Origin of the sequence: Siminovitchia sp. FSL H7-0308 (genome assembly GCF_037980985.1) — a bacterium.
Taxonomy (GTDB): Bacteria; Bacillota; Bacilli; order Bacillales; family Bacillaceae_C; genus Siminovitchia; species Siminovitchia thermophila.
The window spans coordinates 336487-361684 of record NZ_CP150282.1; the positions used below are offsets into that span (position 1 = coordinate 336487).

At 40.4% G+C, this 25198-nt stretch carries 21 protein-coding genes and 1 pseudogene; 16 read left to right on the forward strand and 6 right to left on the reverse strand.

Going from position 1 to position 25198, the window contains the following annotated elements; translation table 11 throughout:
• Positions 1–9: 9 nt before the first annotated feature.
• Positions 10–582: a DJ-1/PfpI family protein gene (locus MHB50_RS01615; RefSeq protein WP_077113734.1), complete on the forward strand. Its 573-nt coding sequence runs from the start codon at positions 10–12 to the stop codon at positions 580–582.
• A 200-nt stretch (positions 583–782) separates the two neighbouring features.
• Here MHB50_RS01615 and MHB50_RS01620 read toward each other — a convergent pair whose 3' ends face one another.
• Entirely contained in the window at positions 783–1910 is a 1128-nt protein-coding gene (locus MHB50_RS01620) for a sugar diacid recognition domain-containing protein (RefSeq protein ID WP_077113735.1), read from the reverse strand.
• Positions 1911–2041: 131 nt separating this feature from the next.
• Here MHB50_RS01620 and glcD point away from each other — a divergent pair, with 131 nt between their 5' ends.
• The 3 genes from glcD to MHB50_RS01635 all read left to right on the forward strand — a co-directional run bounded on the left by glcD (position 2042) and on the right by MHB50_RS01635 (position 5815).
• Positions 2042–3454 carry a glycolate oxidase subunit GlcD gene (glcD, locus tag MHB50_RS01625; RefSeq protein WP_340084760.1) on the forward strand — a complete coding sequence of 471 codons (1413 nt, stop codon included), beginning with the start codon at positions 2042–2044 and terminating at the stop codon, positions 3452–3454.
• Entirely contained in the window at positions 3451–4770 is a 1320-nt protein-coding gene (locus MHB50_RS01630) for a (Fe-S)-binding protein (RefSeq protein WP_077113737.1), read from the forward strand. Before glcD ends, MHB50_RS01630 begins: the two co-directional genes overlap by 4 nt.
• Positions 4771–5611: 841 nt before the next feature.
• Positions 5612–5815: a cold-shock protein gene (locus MHB50_RS01635; RefSeq protein ID WP_077113739.1), complete on the forward strand. Its 204-nt coding sequence runs from the start codon at positions 5612–5614 to the stop codon at positions 5813–5815.
• 101 nt (positions 5816–5916) lie between these two features.
• Here MHB50_RS01635 and MHB50_RS01640 read toward each other — a convergent pair whose 3' ends face one another.
• Both MHB50_RS01640 and MHB50_RS01645 read right to left on the reverse strand, forming a co-directional pair.
• Positions 5917–6831 (reverse strand): EamA family transporter, encoded by a 915-nt coding sequence (locus MHB50_RS01640; protein ID WP_339161403.1) that lies wholly within the window; start codon positions 6829–6831, stop codon positions 5917–5919.
• A 187-nt stretch (positions 6832–7018) separates the two neighbouring features.
• Positions 7019–7327, reverse strand: coding sequence for a helix-turn-helix transcriptional regulator (locus tag MHB50_RS01645; RefSeq protein ID WP_205178833.1), 309 nt, complete (start codon positions 7325–7327; stop codon positions 7019–7021).
• Between the two features lie 391 nt (positions 7328–7718).
• Between MHB50_RS01645 and MHB50_RS01650 the strand changes: the two genes are divergently transcribed.
• From MHB50_RS01650 to MHB50_RS01695, 10 genes and pseudogenes are all read left to right on the forward strand, one after another.
• Positions 7719–7871: a helix-turn-helix transcriptional regulator gene (locus tag MHB50_RS01650; RefSeq protein WP_205178835.1), complete on the forward strand. Its 153-nt coding sequence runs from the start codon at positions 7719–7721 to the stop codon at positions 7869–7871.
• Between the two features lie 654 nt (positions 7872–8525).
• Complete coding sequence (locus MHB50_RS01655) at positions 8526–10097, forward strand: ABC transporter substrate-binding protein (RefSeq protein WP_339161406.1); 1572 nt, start codon at positions 8526–8528, stop codon at positions 10095–10097.
• 26 nt (positions 10098–10123) lie between these two features.
• The gene (locus MHB50_RS01660; RefSeq protein ID WP_077113744.1) at positions 10124–11074 is read left to right on the forward strand and encodes an ABC transporter permease; all 951 of its coding nucleotides are present in this window, start codon (positions 10124–10126) and stop codon (positions 11072–11074) included.
• Between the two features lie 16 nt (positions 11075–11090).
• The gene (locus MHB50_RS01665) at positions 11091–11999 is read left to right on the forward strand and encodes an ABC transporter permease (protein ID WP_339161410.1); all 909 of its coding nucleotides are present in this window, start codon (positions 11091–11093) and stop codon (positions 11997–11999) included.
• A 17-nt stretch (positions 12000–12016) separates the two neighbouring features.
• Positions 12017–13030 (forward strand): ABC transporter ATP-binding protein, encoded by a 1014-nt coding sequence (locus MHB50_RS01670; RefSeq protein ID WP_077113746.1) that lies wholly within the window; start codon positions 12017–12019, stop codon positions 13028–13030.
• Entirely contained in the window at positions 13011–13997 is a 987-nt protein-coding gene (locus MHB50_RS01675; protein WP_139345715.1) for a dipeptide ABC transporter ATP-binding protein, read from the forward strand. The genes MHB50_RS01670 and MHB50_RS01675 overlap by 20 nt, the downstream gene beginning before the upstream one ends.
• A gap of 13 nt (positions 13998–14010) precedes the next feature.
• Positions 14011–15144 carry an o-succinylbenzoate synthase gene (menC, locus tag MHB50_RS01680; RefSeq protein ID WP_340084761.1) on the forward strand — a complete coding sequence of 378 codons (1134 nt, stop codon included), beginning with the start codon at positions 14011–14013 and terminating at the stop codon, positions 15142–15144.
• A gap of 47 nt (positions 15145–15191) precedes the next feature.
• A complete protein-coding gene (locus MHB50_RS01685) occupies positions 15192–16373 on the forward strand; it encodes a M20 peptidase aminoacylase family protein (protein ID WP_340084762.1) in 1182 nt (393 codons plus the stop codon).
• A 716-nt stretch (positions 16374–17089) separates the two neighbouring features.
• Entirely contained in the window at positions 17090–17515 is a 426-nt protein-coding gene (locus tag MHB50_RS01690; protein ID WP_236016980.1) for a VOC family protein, read from the forward strand.
• Positions 17516–17923: 408 nt separating this feature from the next.
• Positions 17924–18516: pseudogene (locus MHB50_RS01695) on the forward strand (AAA family ATPase).
• Positions 18517–18832: 316 nt separating this feature from the next.
• Here MHB50_RS01695 and MHB50_RS01700 read toward each other — a convergent pair.
• Both MHB50_RS01700 and MHB50_RS01705 read right to left on the reverse strand, forming a co-directional pair.
• On the reverse strand, positions 18833–19222 hold the full coding sequence (locus MHB50_RS01700) for a hypothetical protein (RefSeq protein ID WP_077113751.1): 390 nt from the start codon (positions 19220–19222) through the stop codon (positions 18833–18835).
• A complete protein-coding gene (locus tag MHB50_RS01705) occupies positions 19219–19425 on the reverse strand; it encodes a helix-turn-helix transcriptional regulator (RefSeq protein WP_077113752.1) in 207 nt (68 codons plus the stop codon). The genes MHB50_RS01700 and MHB50_RS01705 overlap by 4 nt, the downstream gene beginning before the upstream one ends.
• Before the next feature lie 236 nt (positions 19426–19661).
• Here MHB50_RS01705 and MHB50_RS01710 point away from each other — a divergent pair, with 236 nt between their 5' ends.
• Complete coding sequence (locus MHB50_RS01710) at positions 19662–20582, forward strand: DUF4349 domain-containing protein (protein WP_205178839.1); 921 nt, start codon at positions 19662–19664, stop codon at positions 20580–20582.
• A 469-nt stretch (positions 20583–21051) separates the two neighbouring features.
• Here the strand turns inward: MHB50_RS01710 and MHB50_RS01715 are convergent, their stop codons facing one another.
• Positions 21052–24033, reverse strand: coding sequence for an efflux RND transporter permease subunit (locus MHB50_RS01715; RefSeq protein ID WP_340084763.1), 2982 nt, complete (start codon positions 24031–24033; stop codon positions 21052–21054).
• A gap of 452 nt (positions 24034–24485) precedes the next feature.
• On the opposite strand from MHB50_RS01715, the gene MHB50_RS01720 reads away from it, so the two are divergent.
• Positions 24486–25076 carry a glycerol-3-phosphate responsive antiterminator gene (locus MHB50_RS01720; protein WP_077113755.1) on the forward strand — a complete coding sequence of 197 codons (591 nt, stop codon included), beginning with the start codon at positions 24486–24488 and terminating at the stop codon, positions 25074–25076.
• The last annotated feature ends 122 nt before the right edge of the window (positions 25077–25198 follow it).

Genomic DNA, 25198 nt, shown 5'->3' on the forward strand with positions numbered 1-25198 from the left:
GTGAGAAGAATGAGCAAAAAGGTATTGATCCTTACTGGAGATGCTGTAGAGGCTTTAGAAGTATTTTATCCTTATTATCGCTGTATTGAAGAAAACATTGACTGTACAATCGCTTCTCCCACAAAGAAAAAGCTTCAGACAGTTATCCATGATTTCCTTCCCGAGATGGAGACATTTACTGAAAAGTGGGGATATAAGATCGAGTCCCATGCTTCTGTAGATGAGATTGATCCAAATGATTATGACGGTCTTATCATACCGGGCGGACGTGCTCCGGAATATATTCGAATGAACCCGAAGGTTCAGGAAATAACGGCTCATTTCTTACAAGAAAAAAAGCCTGTTGGGGTCATCTGTCATGGCCAGCTCGTCTTAACGACAGTCAGGGAGTATATTAAGGACAGAGAGATGACGGCATACTCAGCCTGCAGGCCGGAAGTGGAGGCATCGGGGGCCATCTATATGGAAAAGATGCTGCATGTGGACGGTAATATAGTTTCAGGACATGCCTGGCCGGACTTGCCAGGTTTCATGAGAGAATTTTTTAAGCTATTGAAAGCGAAAAAAGAAATCTCTGTTTAAGGCTTGACAAGGATCGAGGAAACTCGGTCCTCATTACTTTTATTCCGCATCTAAGGTGCCATCTACACCATTTCAAGACCTGAGTTGATACAAAAAGTCCAAGTGGGAGAAAACGGCACCTAAATGCCCGATTCGTTCAACTAACATTCAGTAGGAGATGGAAGAAAACGCCTACTGAATGAAGTTTCACTTTATGATGGTCAGAAATTCGGATTTAACAGCATCGAGGCGATATATAATATCACAACTCCTTCCGTTGTTTTGGGATTAATTCCTATAAGTTCCTCAATCTTATTTAAACGGTAATGCAGAGTGTTGATGTGTATGTTCATCGCTTCGGCTGTATTTTTAATGGACTGATTATTTTTTATATATTGTTGCAGGGTATAAATTAAATGCTTTTCCTCTTTCATTTTGTAAATGGTTTGTTTTAAAAATTCGGTTTGTATTTCTGCTGATATATCTTCTAGTATGATTTCAAGAATTAAATCATCGTAAAATACGATGCCCTTGCTTTTTTGAGCAACTTTTAACGCTTTTTGGGCCTCTTTATATGTTTTCTTGATATGATGTTTGCATATATTTTTACCAACACCGATGGACAAGGATTGAAGGTGTCTTCGCTCGAAAGAGTCTTTAAACCTTTTTAATTGATAGTGGAATGCGCTTTTACTATAGGCAGGACCGGCTTTTTTCAAAACTAGAAAATTTTCTTGTCCCCAGCGGATTATAAAGGAATTATTTTCACCAAAGATGGAATGAAACAGTACAATGACATCTTTTTGCAATTTGCTCATTTCATAGTTGGATACCTTTTTGATATCCAAATGTATGAGGGCGCAAATAAGCGGGGAAGCAACCGGAATTCCCAGCATCATGCCGTTTTCCAAAAACTCATTATCAATGGAGACGACGTTCAACCATTCATGAATATAGGATTCGATACCTCTTATTTCCCATTCATGTCTTTCGGTATAAAAAGCTTCTTGTATGATAAGCTCTGTCATTCTTCTAATTAACTCAGCATATGGCTCCACTTTTTTTGGATTGCCGGTAATGCCGACAACGCCAATCACTTGATGGTTAAACATAATGGGCATATTGATACCGGCTTTTACCCCCTTCAAGGTCATCGCCTTTTCTTTATCGATATAGAGCTTTTTCTTTGTGTTAATGACGATCTCGGCACCTTCGTGAAAAGAACCGACTCTGCTTTTTTCTGTAGACGATATAATGAATCCGTTTATACCCATTAGTATAATATCCTCTTTCATGACTTGGCGTACTTCAGAAGTGATTCTGGAAGCCAGTTTTGGTGATAATTCCACTTGTATTCACTCCTTTGGATAAACACACAAGAAAAAGCGTATGATTTGCCTTTTAATTATATCATCATACATAGATTGCGAGAAGAATATCTTCTATAATGTATTGAAAATTAAAAAACAGGGGGCTTGTCATGCTTACCTCTCAGATAAAGGAACACTTGATCAATATAACGGGGGCGGAGAACTTTGTCGATTCCCAAGTTGAAAGACTCGTATATTCATATGACGCTACACCAGACTACCAATCAATGCCCGATGCTGTTGTGTCGCCAAGGAGTTCGGAAGAAGTGGCTAAAATACTAGCTTTATGCAATGAATACAAAATCCCCGTCATCCCCAGAGGATCAGGAACAAATCTATGCGCCGGTACTTGTCCTGTTAAGGGAGGCATCGTCATCCTTTTCAATCATATGAATCAGATTTTGGAGATTGATGAGGAAAACTTGACAGTCACCTGCCAGCCGGGGGTCATTACTTTGGATCTGATACGGGAGGTGGAAAAAAAAGGACTATTCTATCCGCCTGACCCTAGCTCCATGAAAATATCAACCATTGGAGGAAATTTGAATGAAAATTCCGGGGGATTAAGAGGCCTTAAATATGGTGTCACCAGGGACTATGTGTTGGGGCTGGAGGTTACTCTTCCAAACGGTGAAATTGTCCGAACAGGCGGCAAGCTTGCCAAAGATGTTGCCGGCTATGATTTGACAAGATTGTTTATTGGTTCGGAAGGGACATTAGGGATTATAACTGAAGCTACCTTAAAGCTTATTCCAATTCCTAAAACGAAAAAGACCATGCTTGTCCATTACCAAGATTTAGAAGATGCGGCACGGTCCGTTTCGAAAATTATCGCAAACAAAGTGATACCGGCAACTTTGGAGTTTTTGGATCAACCTACATTAAAAGTGGTGGAGGATTATTCACGAATCGGTCTTCCGACAGACGTAAAATGCGTATTGCTGATTGAACAGGACGGGGAAGGACACAGTGTTGAAAAAGATATGATAAAAATAGAGGAAATATGTAAAAGTGAGAATGCATATTCCATTCAAATCGCCCAAACAGAAAATGAAGCTGAAGCCTTACGGACGGCCAGAAGAAATGCCTTATCCGCACTCGCAAGAATGAAGCCAACGACCATATTGGAGGACGCGACTGTTCCGCGGTCGGAAATAGCTAAAATGGTGATGGCCATTAATGAAATAGCCAATAAGCATCAAATAAACATATGTACTTTTGGTCATGCCGGGGATGGAAATCTGCATCCAACTTGTCCGACAGATGTACGGGACAAGGATGAAATGCAAAGGGTGGAAAATGCGTTCGATGAAATATTTGATAAAGCGATTGAGTTGGGCGGGACAATTACTGGAGAACACGGAGTAGGGATTGTGAAGGCTCCTTATTTGGAATGGAAGCTTGGCGAATCAGGCGTCAATGTAATGAAATCGATCAAAGATGCCTTGGATCCCAATCATATTATGAATCCCGGTAAAATGTTTGCAAAAGATACTCGAAAACGGGTGGTAGTATCGAGATGACGACAATGACGGAAATGGAAAATATTCAAAAGGGTTTTCAAGAGCGAATGGACGAGAAAGAGCTGCTCAACTGTATGAGATGCGGCTTTTGTTTGCCATCTTGCCCAACATATATTGTTTCAGGATATAAGGAAAGCCAATCGCCAAGAGGAAGAATCGCCTTAATGAAGGCGGTTTACGATGGTTTAATAGAACCGGATGATGAATTTGAAAGATCTTTGAATCTGTGTTTAGGATGCAGAGCTTGTGAACCCGTATGTCCAGCGGGGGTGAACTATGGATTTTTATTGGAGGAAGCTCGAGACATCATCAACCAAAATAAAAAGCGTTCCCTGTCAAGCCAACTCGTTCATCAAGCGGTTTTCAAACACCTTTTTCCGAACCAGAACAACATAGAAAATATCACAAGTCTCATTGGATTTTATCAACGCTCCGGCCTGCAAAAAGCGGTTCGTAAAATTGGCTTTTTACACCTTTTTCCCAACCATTTAAGAGAAATGGAAAGAGTACTGCCTGAAGTTCCAAAGAAAACAAACATGACAAAGCGCATAACGCGAGTAAAGCCTGACAGTATAAAAAAAGCAACAGTCGCGTTTTTTACCGGCTGCCTAATGGATACAGTTTTTCGGGAAACAAATGATGCGACAATCAAGCTATTGCAAAAAGCAGGGTGTGAAGTCGTTATCCCTCAGACACAAGTATGCTGCGGGGCGTTGCACGGACATAGCGGCGAAAAAGAGCTGGCGAAAAAAATGGCCAAACAGAACATTGAAGCTTTTGAAAAAGAGCATGTTGATTATATCGTTACCAATGCCGGAGGTTGCGGTGCTTTCTTGTCCGATTATGACCACTTGCTAAAAGATGAACCTGGCTGGGAAGGACGGGTAAAAGAAGTCGCGAAAAAGATCAAAGACATATCAAGCGTCCTTTATGAAGTTTCTTTTCATAAAGAAAACCGTCTGGTTTTAGATGAACAGATCATCACTTTTCAGGATTCCTGCCATTTACGGAATGTCATGCATGTCAATGAAGCGCCCCGGAAATTATTGAAATCCATCAAGGGGGCCAAGTTCTGTGAAATGGAAAATGCTGATAGCTGTTGCGGATCAGCCGGCATCTATAACATTGTAGAACCCGAATCATCAATGAATATTCTTAATCAAAAAATGACTGTTATAAAAGAGACGAATGCAACAACCATTGTAACGGCCAATCCAGGCTGTCTACTGCAAATGAAGCTTGGAATAGAAAGAGAGAACCTGCGCGGAGTTCGGGCAGTTCATATAGTGGATTTACTACAGGAAGCCTTGATGTAAATGAAAAACCGAGTTGAAGAAGTCCCCCGGCTGAAGCCGGGGGTATAGATATCAAACAAAAGGGGAGTGGAGTATCGTTTCCTCTTACTTTTGATAATGTCCTGGACTCGCTTTTTTGATCGGACACCACGGGCAGTTTTGGCCAGTTTTTTATTATCGCCGTTATATTCTTTCGTTTCGGAATTGAGATAAGGAAATGTTTTGTAATCCCCGTGTTGCCCATATTTTTAAGCCCCTTTTTACCAATGTTTTATCTGATTGGTCACCCGTTTTTTCAGACTCTAACTCTATTTGCTTTTCCAACTGGTTTATGTGCCGCGCCTTCCGTACAAAAGGACAAGCAGGAGCAGTCCAAGAGAAAGATCATCTTCTTCATTAGGGAACGCTCCGGGAAGCCAAATCAAACTTTTCAACAGGGGAACATAGGGAAAAATCAGCTCATTCTACTTGGTTTGGTGAAACCAGGTGACTATATTTGGAAATGTCCCTTACTCCGTCTCTTCTTCATTTTTTTCCGACAAGACTTACTTACTGTTTTGGTGAATTTGCTTGCTTATTCGTATCGTTTTCTTTACCTATTTTTGGAAGGATACTTTTTCATCGCTCACAAGGACCTGTCTGTAGGCTAAATACCTTATTAACAAGATCTTCAAGGTTTCGAAAAAATAGGCTTTTTTCACCTGGATTAGGAAAATGCATCGTCCAGAAACTTGCTATTTTATGATTTGTCTGGTATTCTAGAGAAGAGTTATTTTTGCTCTCTCAGATTTTGTTTTTCGTCTAAGGTATTAGAGCAAGGATAGTAACATATGTGCGAACAAGCGCACCAGGAGGAAATGTTTTGGAACAAGGTAAAGTTAAGTGGTTTAATGCAGAGAAAGGTTTCGGTTTCATCGAAAGAGAAGAAGGAGACGATGTATTCGTACATTTCTCAGCTATCCAAAGTGAAGGGTTCAAATCTTTAGACGAGGGTCAAAGTGTCACTTTTGAAGTTGAACAAGGCCAGCGCGGCCCACAAGCTACAAACGTACAAAAAGTTTATTAAAAGGTTGGAAACAGGCCCCTACTTGGGGCCTGTTTTTTTTGTCCACCCGGTTCGGGCTATAAACTTGTTGATGAAAGTTGGCTGCAGGCTGGGCATTTCGACTACTCCCCAAGCCCTTCCGCGATCCCTAGTAAAATAATTCCCAGCATGACAATGGCGATCATGACATAATGACGCTTGCTCAACACCTCATTGAGAAACATCCGCGATAAGACCACCGAGAATATGCCATGGGCTGCAATCAGCGGGGCGGCGATGATGGCATTGCCTGCCAGCGCGAAAACATAGAAGAATTGTCCGATTGTTTCTAAGATGGCAGCCAATCCTTTATCATGCTCTTTAAGTATCACAAATGGCTCTTTTTTAATAATTTTGACATATAAATAGGAAAGTAGGCCGACAATAAAGAATGTGAATTCATAGGCAAGTAAAGCCGAATCTTCACTGATCAGTTTTAATTCATCCAAATACATGCCATCTACGAATGTGCCTAAGCCATCGAAAATACTGTAGAGAATAGGGAAAGTGATGGCCAATATGCCGATTTGGTATTTTTTGGGGATGACCGCATTGCTGGCCCGCAAGCTTTCTATTTCACCCTGTTTTTCCAAAATTGCCAGTCCGATCACTCCGGCTGTTACGGTGACGATTCCAAGAATGTTGATTAAGCTCATTTCCCGTGGAAAGAAAATAAATAATAAAATTGCGCTGACAGCTCCTGAAGAGTTTTGCACAGGTGCGGCAATAGACAATTCAATATATCTCAATCCGACGTACCCGATTGTCATCGACAAAATATACAGTGCCGAAACCGGAAAATACCGAATCATATCAAAAGGGTCAAAGGCGATCCCTTTGATTAGCATATAGGAAACAGCATGAATCCCCATGACAAAACCAACCATCGTAACAATTTTAAGATGACTGTATTTGTCGCTGCTATCGGAACCTTTTTTATAATACAGATTGGCGGCGCCCCAAGAAATGGCTGTTAAGATAGAAAAAATAAACCACATGTCGTTCGTCCCTCTTTATTTTCGTAAAAACCTCTTCTATATTATCATAAAGTCAGCCACGCACAACCCCCAAAATATGTTGACGGAAAAGAGGGTTGTGACGTTGATAAGACAGTTACATACTGTATTTAAAAATAAAAATCCGAAGTTTACTCAGTAACCTTCGGATTTTTGTTTGGGCTTCTGTCTACTCCGTTTTAAATGTTTGAATAAACTGGCTTAGTAATTTTCGTTGCATCGGTGTCAGAGCATTCATGGTTTCAATAAACTCTTTATATTCTGCGGTTTGTTCGTTTGCGCTATCAGAAAAAAATTCTGAAAGACTAATGTTTAATACCTTACAAATTCTTTCAAGGGCATCTAGGGATGGTTTACTGACACCTTTTTCTATTTTAGAGATTTGGGAAGGGTCTAGGTTTGTCTTTTCTGCGAGCAGGCGTCCGGACATATTCGCTTGTTCTCGGAGACTTTTTATACGTTTTCCTACGTTAATCATGATATTCACCAACTTGGATGGAATTTTATTCAATGAACGCAAAACAAACTGGAAATTCATTAAAACTTTCCGTTGACATATTGAATTTAATTCAATATAATATGACGTAACATGAATTAAAGGGCTATTAAAAGAGAGGGGTGTAAAAACGGCTCAAAACGTGTATACATCAATATGAAACATACATAGTCGTCAAGTGACTCATCCGTTATTATTTGAATATTGCAAACAAAAATAACTAACCGCTTTGAATTTCAAACTATTTTTTATGATGTATTACATCATAAGTAGATTGTACCAACAAATAGGAAGGTCAACAAGAACAACTCAAACTATAAAGGTGATGTACTTGTCAAGATTTCAGATTAAACAATTAAGAGAAGAAAAAAATATGACCCAAGCTAAATTAGCCGAGATTATCAATATTCGCCAGGAATCTCTTAGCAGAATTGAATTGGGGCGAATTAATCCATCGATTGCAACCCTTGAAAAAATTTCTGATGTCTTGGAAGTACCGATTAGTCGGCTGTTTAAGAAAAATTGAGCCGTAAAATTGTTGTACATGTATCATTGTGATTTTTTAAAGAGTATTTCTCTTATATTTTTCATATTTCAATAATAATATCCCTGACCGGCTTTGCTCGTTGAAGCTGTAGTCGTTTTCTTTTTGATCACCTTACACTAGGGGCAGTCATTCTGGGGACAGATGCTGCCCCGTAGGATGTAGAAAAGTTAGAATGGAGCGGGTTTGGACCTGCCTTCGTTCCGTATTTAATTAACCATCGGGTGTATAAAAGAGATTTGAAGATCCCTGGTTAAGGAGCTATTGGTTTTGAAAGCGCTCTTAATGCATTGACCCAGCCATTTTGTCATCTTGGCTTTCAAAATACTTCCATTATCATTGTGTTTTTCTTTGTAATTCTTGCCGCCAGGAGATAGAGGGGCATGGTCGATCATGGGACCCCCTCTCATTCTGTTGTTCGCAGTTCAGTTATAGTATTGGCTTCGGGACATGGATGGTGAATCGTTATGTACGGATATTACAGAAGCGATTATGTTCCATCAAAAGTGAGGAATACGAAATCGTAATGTCACGATTGATCGGGATTCCGGCACCGGAGGACAATGTGAACGTGATAACCCCATGACATAAAAGGAAAAACATTACATTGCCATTTGAGAAAAGAGGGGAATACGTATGAAGAAGAGTAATGTTCTAGTATTGGTTATGCTTTTGGTTATTTCTTTATTTGGTTGTTCATCTGGAAAAGATGCAACTACCAAACAGTCTGACAACGGCGGAAAAGTAACAGGAGGGGAGCTGCAGGTTGCTTATAATGCTCAGCCGCCGACCATGGATCCGTTATTAACCTCTGCTGTCGCAACAAGAGATATTACAAGACATGTTTTTGAGTCACTGGTTACTTTTAATCAAAAATTTGAAGTTGAACCAATGCTGGCTGAGTCATATGAGGTGAGTGATGATGGAAAAACGATCACGTTTCAATTAAGAAAAGGCATAAAGTTCCACAATGGGGATGAGATGACTGTTGAAGACGTAGTTTCTTCCATGAATCGTTGGAAAGATACGACCCCGATGGGAAAAGCTTATTTCTCAAAGGCGACTTTTAAAGAAAGCGGCGAAAACGCCGTCGTATTGGAAATGCCTGAACGGCTTTCAACAGCTCTTGCCATGCTCGCTGATCCGGGACAATCCGCGGTTATTGTGCCTAAGGAAGTCAATGAAGGGGCAACAGAGAAAGGTTTATCTGAATTTATTGGAACCGGCCCTTTTCAGTTTAAAGAATGGAAAACGGATCAATACATCCATTTGGAAAAATTTGAAGATTACCAATCATTAGAAAAGGAAAGTGGTGGCTTGGCTGGTAAAAAAGAAGCGCTCGTCGATGATATTTATTTTCAATTTATCACAGACGCTTCCACAAGATTGGCTGGCATCCAGACAGGAGAATATGATGTGGCCAATGCGATCCCATTTGATAATGGGGAACAGCTGGAAGCTAATGCGGATGTGACCATCTATGTTGATCACAATGGTTTCAATGGGATTGTATTTAATAAGAAGCAAGGCCTTTTTAAAAATGTAACTGCCCGTCAGGCAGTGAATGCGGCATTGGATTTGGAAGAAGTGCTTAAAGCTTCATTTACAAATGAAAATTACTATGAATTAGAACATGGGTTAATGATCAAGGATCAAGAAAGTTGGTATAGCGAAGCAGGTAAAGATCAATATAACCAAAATGATAAAGAAAAGGCGAAAAAAATCCTTAAAGATGCCGGATACAACGGTGAAGAAATTGTGATGTTGACGAGCAGAGATTATGAAGATCACTATAATGCCGCGGTTGTCGTTCAACAAGAACTTGAGAAGATTGGCATGAAGGTTAAGCTGGATGTTTATGATTGGCCAACTCTATTGGAAAAGCGAGAGGATCCAAATGCCTTTGATATTTTTGTGACAGGGTTTCCAACCGAGCAAATCCCGGCTAAGTATTCATTTTTAGATTCCGCCAAGGAATGGCCGGGATGGAGTGACAGTCCCGAGATTGATGAATTGCTAGATCAAATTAATAGGAGTGCTTCTCAAGAGGAAGCCAAGAAATACTTTGCTCAGCTTCAAGAAGAATTCTATCAATATTTGCCCATCATTAAATTTGGCAATAAAACGACCATTACTGCTACTCGTTCAAATATTGAAGGCATGGGTTTTTTACAAGGAATCATCTTATGGAATGTTGAGAAAAAATAGCCAGTATTCAGAGAGTGGTGAGACATTTGAAGGGATATATACTAAAGCGGTTGCTTTCGTTGATTCCTGTATTAATGATTGTTTCCGTTGTTGTTTTTCTTCTTATCCACATAACGCCTGGTGACCCTGCTGCTGTCATATTGGGTCCGGATGCAAGTCCCGCCGAGGTTGCCGAGCTTCGAGAGCAGCTCGGCCTTAACCTCCCGCTTTACGAACAATTTGCGAAGTGGTTGCTTGGAATTATACAAGGAGATCTTGGATATTCTTACTTCATGGATGAATCTGTCTTGCAAGCGTTCATGTTACATCTGGGACCGACTTTTTCTTTAGCTGTAATGGCACAGCTTTTTGCGGTCATACTTGCTATTCCTCTAGGGGTAATAGCTGCCAGAAAGCGAGGCACAATCATAGATCAGACGTTTATGGGTTTCTCCTTGATGGGGATTTCCGTACCCAGCTTTTTATTAGGATTATTTCTCATATTGTTTTTTGCTGTAAAGCTAAAAATACTTCCGGTTGCAGGATATAAACCAGTAAGTGATGGACTGTTCCAGCATGTAAGATATTTACTATTGCCAACGATCGCTTTGGGCTCTATGCAGGCGGCACTGATTGCCAGAATGACACGATCCACCATGTTAGATATTTTAAATGCGAATTATATCAAAACAGCCCGCTCAAAAGGAGTCAAAGAAATCATTATCGTTTATAAGCATGCGCTTAAAAATGCTTTTATCCCTATCTTAACCGTCATTGGCCAAACATTTGGCACTCTCATAGCAGGGGCAGCTGTAGTGGAGACGGTATTTAATATTCCGGGAATAGGACAGTTAATTGTTAATTCTGTGGAACGGCGCGATTTTGCGGTGATTCAGGGGTCTGTTCTACTCATAGCGATTAGTTATGTCGCCATTAATCTGGTCATTGATTTGCTTTACAGTGTGATTGATCCGCGTGTGCGATTAGCAAAGAAGTAGAAAGGAGGGACATCTCATGCATACATCAACTTTTAAAGATGAATTGGGATTGTCAAATGTGGCACAAAAAATGAAAAAAGAACGGCGTCATTTAATGGTTCGCCGTTTTTTATCAAATAAATTAGCCCTTACCGGAAGTATCATTATTATTCTTATACTCTTATTTACTATTATCGGTCCATTGATAACCCCACATGATCCTTATGATCTGCATGCGAAAAATCGGTTGCTTGCCCCCAGTTCGGAATATTTTTGGGGGACTGATAACTATGGCAGAGATCTTCTCAGCAGAGTGGCACATGGAGCAAAAGTGTCTATAGGAGTGGGGCTTTCAGTCTCTTTGATTACATCTATCCTTGGAATGATTATCGGGCTCTATGCCGCTTATTTCCATGCGCTGGATAACATTTTGATGAGAGTTTGTGATGGACTGATGGCTTTTCCGGCTATTTTACTGGCAATTGCTATCATGGCAGCCATGGGACCGAGGATTGAAAATGTCATTATTGCGTTAAGTATTGTCTTTACCCCTTATGTAGCACGAACGGTACGTTCGGCGGCTTTAGTCGTCAAGGAGCAAACATACATTGAAGCGCTACGGTCTCAAGGCGCTAGCTCTACCAGAATTATATGGTCTAACATGGCTCCCAATGTGATATCACCCTTGGTTGTCCAGGCTACTTTTATATTTGCCGACTCGATCATAACAGAAGCCGCATTAAGCTTTCTTGGGGCGGGAACTCCGGCGCCGGCTCCTAGCTGGGGTAACTTGCTATATGACGGTAAAATGGTCATTTACAATGCTTGGTGGATGACTGTCTTCCCAGGAGTAGCCATTATGCTGACCGTTTTGGGCCTAAACTTGTTTGGGGATGGCCTGCGCGACCTTTTGGACCCTCATCACAATAAAGCTGGAAAATCATAGGCAACGGAGGTGGAAACATGAGTGAAAAGCTATTAGAGGTTAAAGAGCTAAAAACCCATTTTCAAACCGAGTGGGGTACTGTTACAGCAGTAGACGGAGTCTCTTTTACCGTTTATGCCGGAGAAACGGTTGGAGTAGTGGGCGAGTCAGGGTGTGGAAAGAGTGTAACGGCAGAATCCATATTAAGACTCCTTAATGAAGCATCCACTCGGTATGAAGGTGAAATTCTATATATGGGAAAGAATTTACTAAACTTTTCTGTCAGAGAAATGCAGGATATTAGGGGTAACGATATTTCAATGGTTTTCCAAGATCCGATGAGTTCATTGAATCCCGTTTATACAGTGGGAAATCAGATTGTTGAAGCCATCCTCCTTCATCAAAACTGCGGTAAAAAAGAAGCATACACAAAAGCAATTGAAATGTTGCGGATCACGGGAATTCCTTCACCTGAAAAGAGAATTCACGAATATCCTCATGAGCTTTCCGGAGGTACAAGACAACGGGTAATGATTGCTTTGGCGCTTTCTTGCAAACCCCGGCTTCTCATAGCGGATGAACCAACGACAGCCCTTGATGTAACAACCCAAGCTCAAATTCTCGATTTAATCGATCGTTTGAAAAAGGAATATAACATGGGGACTGTGATGATTACGCATGACTTGGGTGTCGTAGCGGAGGTATGTTCAAGAGTCGTCATTATGTATTTGGGACAGGTGATTGAGGAAGCTGATGTCAAATCCATCTTTCGGCAACCGTATCATCCATACACCCGAGGTTTATTACAATCCATTCCGCACTTAAATGGAGAGCGAAAAAAGGAACTCTATGTCATCAAAGGCAAAGTCCCAACACTATACCAAGTTCCCAAGGGGTGTCGGTTTGCCCCGCGTTGCCAATTTGCCAGTGAGAAATGTAAGGAGCTTATGCCCAGGCTAGTAGAGGAGAAAGATGGCCGCAAGGTTAGGTGCTGGCATTACAAAGAAATCACTGAAAAAAGGGAGGATGTCTATGCCAACACAGCCAACTAAAGGAGCCAGTCCCCTCTTGCGGGTGAAAAACGTAAAAAAACACTTTCTTGTGACAAATTCTCTCGGGCGAGTAACTGGAAAAGTCAAAGCGGTAGACAATATTTCTTTTGAAGTAAGATCTGGGGAAACTTATGGCTTGGTGGGTGAATCCGGATGCGGGAAAAGTACGACAGGACGAACAATTATGCGTTTGATTGAACCAACTGATGGAGAGGCGATCTATAGAGATAAAAATATTTATCAATTGAAGGAAAAGGAGCTCCTTGAAATAAGACGGGCTATACAAATGGTATTCCAAGATCCTTATTCATCCTTAAATCCGCGTAAAAGGGTTGGTCATATTTTGGAAGAGACTTTGAAGATTCATCATATCGGAAATAAAAAAGAACGAATGGACCGAGTGATGAGCATGTTGAACGTAGTAGGCTTTCAGCCGGAACAATATTTTCGATATCCGCATGAATTTTCGGGAGGACAAAGACAAAGAATTGGCTTGGCCAGAGCCTTAATGGTGAATCCCGAATTGATCATATGTGATGAGCCGGTTTCAGCTTTGGATGTATCCATTCAGTCTCAAGTACTAAACCTTTTGAACAAAATCCAAAGAGAATTCAATCTTTCATACTTATTTATTTCTCATGACTTAAGTGTTGTGCGTCATATATCTGATCGTATTGGGGTTATGTATTTAGGGAAAATAGTGGAAGAAGCGATAACGGATGAATTATATAAGAATCCACTTCATCCGTATACTCAGGCCCTCTTTTCAGCAGTACCGATAGCCAACCCGGAATTAAAAAGAGAGCGAATTACGTTAAAAGGAGAGGTTCCTTCACCCCTAAACCCTCCTGATGGATGCGTGTTTCATACTAGGTGTCCTTATGCCACCGAGACATGTAAACAGGAAATACCGATGAAAAAAATGGTTGCGCCCAATCATGCGGTTGCATGTCATTTATATAATTGAGGAGGAAATTCAGATGAAAATCGAAAAAGTGGTATTAAGAAAACTGAAAATGGATTTAAAGTTCCCTTTTCAAACTAGTTTTGGAACATCAGAGGGTCGAGAGTTCCTCATTACGGAAGTATACGGCGAAAATCATATTGGATATGGAGAATGCGTGGTCGATACCAAACCTTTTTACAGTGAAGAAACGGTTCAAACTGCTTGGCATATGATGAGAGACTTTCTGATTCCGTTTCTATTTCAAAAAGAAGAAATTCTTCATCCAAATGAGGTGCGTGATATTTTTCGGAAAGTTCGTCGCCATAACATGGCTAAATCAGCACTGGAAGGCGCGATCTGGGATTTGTACGCCAAGGAACAGGGAAAGCCTCTTGCTGAAGTCATTGGTGGCGAGAAGAAACAAATATCCGTTGGAGTCAGTATCGGAATTCAGAAAACCAAGGAAGATTTGGTTGAAATTGTTGGAAAATATCTCGAGCAAGGTTTTCAAAAAATTAAAATAAAAATCAAGCCTGGAAAAGATATTGAAATGTTACAAGCTATCCGGGACCAATTTGGAGACATTCCCTTGATGGCCGATGCCAACTCTGCCTATACACTTGACGACATTCATCTTTTTAAACAAATGGACCCTCTTCATTTGATGATGTTTGAGCAACCGCTAGCCCATGACGATATCATTGATCACGCAAAGCTGCAGGAGGCGATTAAAACCCCGATTTGTCTTGATGAAAGCATCCATTCTGTTGAGGATGCGAGAAAAGCGATTGAATTGGGAAGCTGTAAAATCATCAATATTAAAATCGGTAGAGTCGGCGGTATTGCCGAAGCGATCAAGATTCACGATTTATGTAAAGAAAACCAAATTCCTGTATGGTGCGGGGGCATGTTGGAGTCCGGTATTGGCCGCGCCCATAATCTGGCCATTACAAGCTTGGATAACTTTACAATTCCTGGCGATACCGCACCATCCGCCCGCTATTGGGAAGAGGATATCATACAACCTGAAATTGAAATGAATGAGAAAGGAGAAATTGAACTGTCAGCAAAGCCGGGTTTGGGATATGAAATTAATCAGGGCGCATTGGAACGATATACAGTTTCTACAGAAACGTTTCTTAAAAGCAAACTTCAAACGGAAAAATAACATGAATGAGTAGAGAAAATATTGCGTCATAAACTGGGGGATTTAAGATGGTTGAAACAATTAGTGTCGATGGGCTTGAGGCTGATTTATATAAAATCTTCGACTATTTACATGAAAATCCTGAAGTAAGTTGGAAGGAATTCAATACGACAAATTATGTTGCCAAAATATTTCAACAGGAGGGAGCAGATGTTATTACTACGTTTGAAGATAGTCCTGGTTTAGTTGCTGAGATAGGGGATGGTCCCATTACTGTTGGAATCCGTGCCGATATGGATGCTTTGTGGCAAGAAGTAGATGGAGTGTGGCGGGCAAACCATTCTTGTGGTCATGATGCTCATATGACTTTAGCTTTGGGTGTATTTTTAACTTTAAAAAAATTAAGGACTAGTCTTCCGGGAAAGGTTAAGTTTATATTTCAGCCAAGTGAAGAAAAGGGAGATGGCGCCTTAGCAATGATAGAAAAAGGTGTTATCGATGATGTTGATTATTTATACGGGGTTCATTTACGCCCTGAAACGGAAGTTGGGAACGGGAAAGCCACTCCCGCAATCATTCACGGGGCGGGGAGTTCTATTGCAGGTAAGATATCGGGAGAGGATGGCCATGGCGGTAGGCCGCATCTACAACCAAACGCCATTGAGGTTGGCGCGGATTTGGTTAATCATTTAAGGGGAATACGTCTTGACCCAATGGTACCTTATTCTGTAAAGATGACAAAGTTTCGTGCTGGAGGGAATAACAGTAACATTATACCAGGTTCCGCAGAGTTTAGCTTAGACCTTCGTGCTCAGACTAATCAAGTGATGACCCTGTTAAAAGACAAAGTAGAAAAGGTTTTAAGCGCCATTTCGAATTTGTATGGAGTAGAAATAAATTATAAGTATACATCCAGTGGGGTAGCTGCTAAAGTTGATGAAGAAGCAAAAGATATTATGGCGGAAGCCATTCAGCAATCCATTGGCGCGGAAAATGTATTGCCGCCGAGCTTAACGCCCGGCGGAGAGGATTTTCATTTTTATAGTGTTAAGCGCCCAAAAGTAAAAGCAACGATGCTTGGATTAGGATGTGGATTAACCCCTGGGTTGCATCATCCAAAAATGACATTTGATCGTAAGGCTTTAATAGCTGGTACAGAAATTTTAACGAGAGCCATTATGCTGACTTTTAAAAAGAACGGGTTCGATATGATGGACAAGTGCAAAGGACAAACCTTATATCAAAGGTGAAGTTGTTCACTTGGTGAAAAATGTGAAGTTAAGTTCCGGGCAGAGATAAAGCTGATTTTCCATTCGGTTGTTCCGTTCGGTCATGGGAAGCTCATAGGTATTATGATGAAATGGTGGTAGTTGTATTCATTTTGTTGGGGCACAGACAAAAGAAAAGTAGCGCTTTACGCAAAAAGGACTGTAATTGGAAGCCATCATCTCTTGTGTGTTGCTCAACATCAATTAAGTATGAATGAAACGGGAAGAAGGCGGGATTATGCAAGGAAGGCCTCTATTCATGGTGTTGTATGTACCTTGGTAAGCATATAACCATGATAGAGCGCCTTTTCTTTTTTCCAAAATGTTGCCGTACGCATGCAACCAAAGAATGCTATTTCTCAATTTCAAACACTCAAGTAGCTTTTTTAAAAAGGAATTTCGTCATTTATTTCGAAGAACCTTTCTGGTTCCTCCAAAAAATCACCCTTTCTGCTTATGTGACTCCACCAATGGATATTAGCCTATTTAACTTGGCTTGCCGTATTTAGTTTGGACTGCGCTTCAGTGCCTCCTACAGTGGAAAAATATGTTAATTTTTTGAAAAAAATACAATTTTTTTACTCGAAATTCATCGTTTGTGTGCTAAAATAGGTTCACAATGTTCGTTGTAGTAACAAGTGATGATGTAGCGAAGAACCTGAAATAAAATAGCTGTTTATCAAAATGAAGAGGTGATCATGATGGGAGCACTCAAACTAAACAATATTTTTGTAAACTTGCCAGTGAAAGATTTGAATCGGTCGGTTACTTTTTTTACTCACGTCGGCTTTGAATTCAATCCCCAGTTTACTGATGAAACGGCAACATGCATGATGATTGGCGACCATATATTTGCAATGCTGTTGGTGGAAGATAAATTTAAAACGTTTACCGATAAAGAAATTGTAGACGCGACGAAAAGTACGGAAGTGCTCCTAGCGTTAACTGCGGAGAGCAGGGACCATGTAGACGAGATTGTCAATAAAGCTTTGGCTGCCGGTGGCAAGCCCTCTAAAAAGCCTACGGACCATGGCTTTATGTACGAATGGGGATTCCAAGATTTGGACGGGCATACTTGGGAAATTTTCTATATGGATCCAAGTGCAATCAATCAGCAATCATGACATGTTGTTAAAAGGGACCTCAAATATAGGTGTCTCAAAAGAGAATATGGGGAGCGAAAATGATCGATTTTGATCCATCCTCTGCAATAGATAAAGAGCTTGTTTCGCGGGATGTTACAAGCTTTTTTCAAGATCACTTCCTATGACGTGGCGAAAGAGCTATTCCAGGATTTTCTTAGCTTACACCGGGGCAAAGCAGAGTACCCCTGACCAGCGAGAAACTTGGTAAAAACCTGCACCTCCAATGATTTTGAAATAACGACAGATCCTAAAGCGCTATTTTCGGGTTTGTCGTTATTACGTCTTATGGGCCCTCATCTTTTGGCTTACCAAGTGATTTGTATCATGTTATCATCGAGCATAAGAATAGGTAAACGGATTGATGAAGATGCAACGGGAGGTGCTCTTATGATCATTTGGATTAACGGAGCTTTCGGAGCTGGTAAAACACAGACGGCTTATGAGCTGCATAGAAGAATCCCAGGCTCGTATGTATTCGATCCGGAGAACGCAGGATTTTACATAAGAAAAATATTCCGCCAGAAACCTTGGAAGCAGATTTTCAAAACTACCCGATGTGGCGTGAATGTAACTACTCGATGTTGTCTTACATTGATCGTAAATATAATGGGGTCATCCTTGTGCCGATGACGGTCGTCCATCCTCATTATTTTGATGACATCATTGGCAAATTAAGAAGGGATGGCGTACAGGTCAATCACTTTACGCTGTGTGTTTCCAAAGAGACATTGATGCAAAGATTGCGCAGCAGGGGAGAGGGCAGACAATCTTGGGCGGCACGGCAAGTCGAGCGTTGTATCGATGGACTGTCCAATGAAAAGTTTCAGCAACATCTGCAAACCGATCATCTGTCTATTGAGCAAGTGGCAGAGCAGATCGCTTCAATGTCGAGCATTTCACTTCTTCCCGACAACAGGGGAAAACTGAGCAAAGTATGGGCTAGAATGATAACGAAAATCAAGCATTTCCGGTTTTTCTAACCCGTGGGAATGATCCAGCATGCATGTCATACAACTCTTCGATTGGTCAAAATGGATATTCGCCATCGGTTTTGTATCGGCCTATATCTTCAACAAATAGCCAAAAGAGCAGAATGGAACACCTACGCCGTGGAAATTGGAATGAGTGTGTAGTCCGGTGCTAAGGTCGTGACAAGAGAAGTAAGCCAATTTCCTATCAAACTTTTACGATTCTCTTTCTGCAAGAGAAGTGGCCGCGTAAAAAAGCTTGTAGAGAAAAAATGTCCACTTTCTTTACAAGCTGAAAGAGTTGGCAAAACCAGCTCTCGTTTTAAGATCACTGATATTGTTTGGCAACGAGAAATTCAACGAGAGGGAGTATAATCATCGCGAAACCTAGCACTGCCAACAAGAATATGTTATTCGTTCCGTTTACTAAATGATCAGCGGTGACAGCCGCCAATATGATGAATAATAAAATAAAATAACTTATTTTTGAGCTTTTCTCTGTAATTCTTTGGCCAAGTTCTTCTTCTTGTAATATACCGTCCTTTTCTTCTTTATTTCCCCAAGTGATCGCGGAGAAAAACATCATTAACAATATCGAGATTGTTATAATTTCATTGAATCCAATCGCTTTTCCAGTACTTATTTTATAGATTGTGAAAGCAATGACAATGAGTGTGGCAGTCCCGATGATGAGTGCGCCGATTTTTTTCGTGCTCATTTTTCGATCTCTCCCTCATGTAAGAATAAATCATCCACTTTGATGCCTAACGTTTTCGCAATGTTAAAGGCTAGTTGCAAACTAGGATCATATTTGTTATTCTCAATCGCATTGATCGTTTGCCTGCTGACGTGGCACAAATCCGCTAATTTTCCTTGGGAAAAACCTTTCTTTTCCCGGTATTCTTTTATTCTATTTTGCATCGGACAGCACCTTTACATTTGAAATAGTGTAAAACTTATTTTACACCCATCATTGTAAAATAAGATGAACTACCTGTCAAACATTTTTTACAGCTGATAGTGGAATATTTTCTCGTTTTCCATTTTTCGATCGTATTAGGGAACGGTTATGGCACATTGAAAGAAAGTTGCCGGGTCATTTATGTGTAATGTAATGCGTGATGAATCGTCTAATATGTAAAGGAAGGAGGATTTTGATGACGAAAAAAAGGTTTTATATATGGCTTCTTTGTATAATCACGGTGTTTGTCTTGGCGGCTTGCAAGTCTGATGATTCCGCGGACAGCAGTGGAGAAATGGCCAAAACGAACGAGTTATCCGATTCTAAAGAATTTGCGGTGCGAGATGATGCGGAGAAATCTACGGAGGATGAACCAGCAGGAGAAGAGAACATAGATGTTACAGGCGACCGAATGATCGTACACCGGGGCAATCTGGAAGTAAAAGTGAAAAATTTGGAGACGGCCCGGAAAGACATCGAGAAAAAGGTGAAGGAATACGGGGGATATATCGTAGAATCGAATATTTACAGAGAAGAAAATGAACTGATGAGCGGGTATTTAACCATTCGCATCCCTGAAAAACACTTTCAACAGTTCCTAAATGATACAGAGAAAGCGGCTGTCGAAGTGATGGAAAGAAGTGTCACGGGACAGGATGTAACGGAGGAATATGTGGATTTGGAATCCCGCTTAAAATCAAAGCGGGCGGTAGAACAACGGTTGCTTGATTTTATGAAAACTGCTCAAAAGACTGAGGATTTATTGAAAATCTCAAGTGATTTGGCGAAGGTCCAGGAAGAGATTGAGGTCATTGTTGGCAAAATGAAATACTTGGAAAACCAAACCGCCTATTCTACAGTTGACATTTTTATGAAGGAAAACAAAGTGGTTGTTCCAGGAGTGGACGGAAACAAGTTGAATACGTGGGAAAAAACAAAACAGCAGCTTGCTGTCAGCTTGAACTTTTTACTTGCGGCCGCTTCGGGGATTGTCGTATTTTTTGTCGGAAACCTGCCGATTTTGACTTTAGTCACATTGATCGGTGTGGGAGTTTATTATTTTGTAAAAAGACGGAAGAGAAAAAAACCCCATATAAAGGACACGAAACAGGACTGATTTTAGCAGTAATTTTGAAAGAGTCTCTTGTCAGAGCCTTTGCCATAGATTTAGTTGTTCGCAGCGCACTCTTTTTTGACACACTTCCGATTCAATAGGGGCTGGGACATAAGTAAATACGAAATAGCAAAGGGGCCGGGACAGAGCCCTGTAAAAAAGAATAAACCGCGTGAAATCTAGTTTAAAACCTTGATTTCACGTGGTTTTATTCTCACGATTTTTACGAATATCAATCAGCTTTTAACTTATGATCCAGATCCCGGTCATCGCTCGTCAAATATTTCGCATTCCGCAGGTCTCTTCAGCTTCCTCGGAAAGCAAAGGCCGCTTTCCTGCGGGATCTTCAGCTCGAGCTATTCCCGCAGGAGTCTACATATGTTGATTACGCTAAAAGCTTGCGTATGATACACTGGGACAATGTATTGTTCAGCTGATTTAGTTGTGTCCAGACTCTTCAAGCCTATCATTCTTAACTTTTACTAAATAACCTGTAAACACAAGGAATCAATAACAAAGTTATGAACGTTGAAAATAACATACCTGAAATGATGACGATTGAAAGCGGGGCTTGGTAATCGGCAGACATTCCAGTTGCCAATGCTAAAGGAAGCATCCCACCTACTGTCGTTAACGTTGTCATAAAAATGGGGCGTATACGATTTTCGCCGGCTTGTAACAAGGACTCGATCACTGGCAGTCCTTTTTTTCGCAGTTGGTTCGTGCGATCAATGATTAAAATCGCATTGTTTAAGACAATTCCAATCAGTATGATGAAACCCATGCCTGACATAAAGTGTAATTCCGCTTGGGTGATGAATAATCCAAGGATAGCCCCAACAATCGTAATCGGTATGATGCTCATGACAATGAGTGGTTGCCCGAGATGATTAAATTGCACGGCCATCACCACATACACTAAAAACAGAGCAATACCAAAGGCGAATAGGAACTCATTCATTAGTTGGTTTTGTTCTTCCAAGTCGCCGGCTAATGTAACGGTAAAGTCTTGTGAACTGTCAAAGCCTTTCAAAACTTTTTGAATGTCATTGTTGATTGTGCCGAGATCTTCCTTGTCTGCGTCAGCCATGATCGAAATATATCTTTCTCCGTTTTTATGAAAGATTTGATCGGGCCTATATTCTTTTTCAAAGGCTACAAAAGATGAAAGCTTTTTTTCACCATTGGCCGTTGGAACGGACAATTCCAGCAACGCCTCTTTTGTCAACTTCTCATTACCTTGATGAGCATATACTTGTAATTCGTCGCCACCCCATTCAACTGTACCGATAGGTTCTTGCAACAAAAACGCTTCAATCGTTTGTTTGATATGTAACGTTGATAGGCCTGCCGCTTTTATATTTTCTTCTTTTAATTGAATGGTTGGTGTCTCGGAAAAGTTGTCTAGTGAGCTTGTGACATCTGTAATCCCCTTAATAGACTTTAATTCTTTTTGTAAAGCGTTTGCGCCTTTTCGTAATTCAGCATACTCATCACCACTTATATGGATTTGCACCGGGTATCCGCTGATGCCATCCAAGGCTCTTTCAACGCCCCGAATGGGTTGCGTTTCTTCCAAGACCCGCAACTTTTTTAAAATATTTTCTGTAACCTTCTCTTGTTCTGTTGTTATTTTACTGCCCGTTGTCATCACAATATTCACTATTAGTCTATCGTCAAGGTCAAGTACATAATTGGCCTTTACATCTTCTGTAGAACTTACGGTTTCATGTACTTTTTCTGCGATCATCTCTTTCTCTTGTTGAGAAACCCCATTTTCTAAATCAATCACCATTTCAGTATACCGATTAAACATATCCGGCATGATTTTCATTGTTATTTTGGGAATGAGAAAAAGTAATAAAGAAAATACGATAAAAAACGCGATGATGACGATGAAACTGCGACTTTTTTTCTGAATACACCATGCTACCGTATTTTTATATATGGACATAAAAAACGTTTTTTGATGATTGCTTTTTTGTTTCTTTAATCTTATGAATTCATTGGCAAGTGTTGGGATTAATGTAAAAGCAATGATTACAGAGCTTATTAATGTGATGGCGGTCACAACTGACAAAATCATCATAAATTTTCCGGAATCTCCCCCAATCAGGCCAATTGGAAGAAAGACTACGATGGTTGTAAGGACAGATGCGATAATGGCTGAAGCCACTTCCTTTGTTCCTTCAAGCACTGCCTGTAAATTGTTTAACCCTTGTTCTTTTTTCTTATAAATAGCTTCCAGAATCACAATCGAGGAATCTACCATCATCCCAATACCGAGCCCTAATCCAATGAGTGTCAGCATGTTCATACTATAATCGAGTAAGCCTATGGCTATGAAAGTGAGCAATATGGACGTGGGAATCGATAAGCCAATAATAAAGGCAGCTCTGATATTGCGCAAAAAAAGATACAATACAACGATCGCAATCATTCCGCCAATCCACATATTAGTTGTCACATCATTCATCGAGTCATTGACAAAGTCCGCATGGGCGATTACTTCATTGACGGTAAAGCCTTTCACCAAACCTTCTTCATCAATCTTTCGTAATTCATTCCTGACAGCTTCCGCCATATCTGCTTGACTCGCGCTCGCTTTACGGGCAATTTGAACCATTATCATATCTTTTGAGCCATTTTTCCATGTGTTGGAGGAATTTGTGACTGGATTGATTGAAATAGCAGAAATATCCTTTAACTCAACCAATCCATTTTCCGTCGGGATTTGCAGTGTTTTCAAGTCTTCCATATTTTTCAAAGCAGTGTCCCAACGCAAAGAAAGGCTTTCATGTCCATCTGTTAGTTCTCCTACAATTGCTTCGTTGTTCAATTGTTGAATCACTTCGACTGCTTGCTGTATCGTTATATGTTTTTCGTTCATTTTGTCTTGATCAAAATGAATATCTACTTGCTGTTCGGTGAAACCATCCAACTTTACTTCGCGTACTTCAGAAAGTTTTTCCAAACGAGGTTTCAAAATATCCTTGGCAAAAGCAGACATCTGATCGGGATTTCCGCCTGAAACATCTACAATAAATTCAAAGGATGGATTTTTCCCGTCCTGCAACACTTGATAGTAATCGAGGTTCGGAATATCGCTTAAGACGACATTCGCTTTAGATTCGACATCCTTAAATATTTCATCCCCTTTTCCACTTTCAAATAATATCTTGATAGAACTGCGTCCAATTGAAGTAGTAGATGAAATTTCTTTTATTCCTTCCATTTCTTGGAGAGTTTGTTCAAGAGGATTGGTAATCTTTCTTTCTACATCATCTATATGTAAGTTACTGGCCTCGACATGAATCGTGGCGCTATCAAGTCCAACTGTTGGAGTCAATTCTTTGTCTAAATTAAAAAATGTAAAAATACCTAACACGATGGTAAAAAAGGTTGCTAATATGATGAGTATTTTTCTTTGAACGAGCATTTGAAGTAAACGCAAAAAATATCCCTCCTAAAAATGTAAAAATAAATCGTAGGGGCTGATAATTGGGCAGTACGATTTCCTGAGACACAATTTAGTAAAATGAGCTCCCGCTTCTACTCCTTTCATGGCAACTTTCAACCACTTGGCCGTTGGAAAACATATCTTCCTTTTGTGGGATTACATCCTGAAGTTTATATTAATTGTTCCCGGTACCGCAGGAGGCAACATGGATGTTCATCGCCAGCCATTTCGTTTTTAGATGGCCCCTTTCACCAAGTCAAAATGAACATGTCAGGCAAATTATACGAGATGACGCAAGGTCGCTTTCAACCACTTCTTGTAAATTTTTATGGGGGTGGGATGGTTTTTTTCAGCAAAATAGTTCTGGCTTACAGGATTGCGGCATTGCAAGTGGTCAGACAAGATAGGTACAATAGTCTTATACATCATGTAAAGTGGTGAAGAGGATGAAGAAAATTTTTGAAGAGAGGTTAAAAAAGCACAAGTTGATTGCCGCGGTCAAGCAGCCCAAGTCTATTGAACAAGCCATCAAGTACAAGGAGCATATATCGGCGGTTATCCTGATGACAGGGAATATATTGACGGTCAAACAATATGTGGATGTGCTCCAAAAAGCGGGGTTGCCGGTGATTTTACATGTGGAGAAAATTGGCGGTTTGCAGGTAGACCATTATGGTATTGATTTTATTCAAGAGTATGTGAAGCCATTTGCCATTGTAACGACGAAATCCGGTATTATCAAAAAAGCAAAATCGAAAGGAATGTATGTCATTCAAAGGGTTTTTCTCATTGATACGGAGGTATATGATCAATTGCTTGCCGGCTTGGATCATCTTCAGGCCGACATGATTGAAGTGATGCCGAGTCGGATCATCGATTTTTTGGCGGATTTATCAAAAGCATCACATGTTCCGGTGATCACCGGTGGATTGTTGACAACTCCTTATCATGCGAAGGAGGCTTTGGAACATGGAGCTGCCGCCGTATCAACATCCAATACTGAATTGTGGAAAATGGATTTGAATGATCTTTATTAAATGTTTACATTTTATTTATATGTCATTAACAAAGATTGGCTATCATCAGTATTGAAAAGTACATAGAAGAAAAGGCGCGATAAGAGAGGCCGCAAATAACTGTTGATGAAAAACAGTCTATT

Bases quoted from the DNA above. Each gene is read 5' to 3' on its own strand.
- MHB50_RS01615 (WP_077113734.1), top strand. From the start codon at position 10: ATGAGCAAAAAGGTATTGATCCTTACTGGAGATGCTGTAGAGGCTTTA.
- glcD (WP_340084760.1), top strand. From the start codon at position 2,042: ATGCTTACCTCTCAGATAAAGGAACACTTGATCAATATAACGGGGGCG.
- MHB50_RS01630 (WP_077113737.1), top strand. From the start codon at position 3,451: ATGACGACAATGACGGAAATGGAAAATATTCAAAAGGGTTTTCAAGAG.
- MHB50_RS01640 (WP_339161403.1), bottom strand. From the start codon at position 6,831: ATGTGGTTTATTTTTTCTATCTTAACAGCCATTTCTTGGGGCGCCGCC.
- MHB50_RS01645 (WP_205178833.1), bottom strand. From the start codon at position 7,327: ATGATTAACGTAGGAAAACGTATAAAAAGTCTCCGAGAACAAGCGAAT.
- MHB50_RS01650 (WP_205178835.1), top strand. From the start codon at position 7,719: ATGACCCAAGCTAAATTAGCCGAGATTATCAATATTCGCCAGGAATCT.
- MHB50_RS01655 (WP_339161406.1), top strand. From the start codon at position 8,526: ATGAAGAAGAGTAATGTTCTAGTATTGGTTATGCTTTTGGTTATTTCT.
- MHB50_RS01665 (WP_339161410.1), top strand. From the start codon at position 11,091: ATGCATACATCAACTTTTAAAGATGAATTGGGATTGTCAAATGTGGCA.
- MHB50_RS01670 (WP_077113746.1), top strand. From the start codon at position 12,017: ATGAGTGAAAAGCTATTAGAGGTTAAAGAGCTAAAAACCCATTTTCAA.
- MHB50_RS01675 (WP_139345715.1), top strand. From the start codon at position 13,011: ATGCCAACACAGCCAACTAAAGGAGCCAGTCCCCTCTTGCGGGTGAAA.
- menC (WP_340084761.1), top strand. From the start codon at position 14,011: ATGAAAATCGAAAAAGTGGTATTAAGAAAACTGAAAATGGATTTAAAG.
- MHB50_RS01685 (WP_340084762.1), top strand. From the start codon at position 15,192: ATGGTTGAAACAATTAGTGTCGATGGGCTTGAGGCTGATTTATATAAA.
- MHB50_RS01690 (WP_236016980.1), top strand. From the start codon at position 17,090: ATGATGGGAGCACTCAAACTAAACAATATTTTTGTAAACTTGCCAGTG.
- MHB50_RS01700 (WP_077113751.1), bottom strand. From the start codon at position 19,222: ATGAGCACGAAAAAAATCGGCGCACTCATCATCGGGACTGCCACACTC.
- MHB50_RS01705 (WP_077113752.1), bottom strand. From the start codon at position 19,425: ATGCAAAATAGAATAAAAGAATACCGGGAAAAGAAAGGTTTTTCCCAA.
- MHB50_RS01710 (WP_205178839.1), top strand. From the start codon at position 19,662: ATGACGAAAAAAAGGTTTTATATATGGCTTCTTTGTATAATCACGGTG.
- MHB50_RS01720 (WP_077113755.1), top strand. From the start codon at position 24,486: ATGAAGAAAATTTTTGAAGAGAGGTTAAAAAAGCACAAGTTGATTGCC.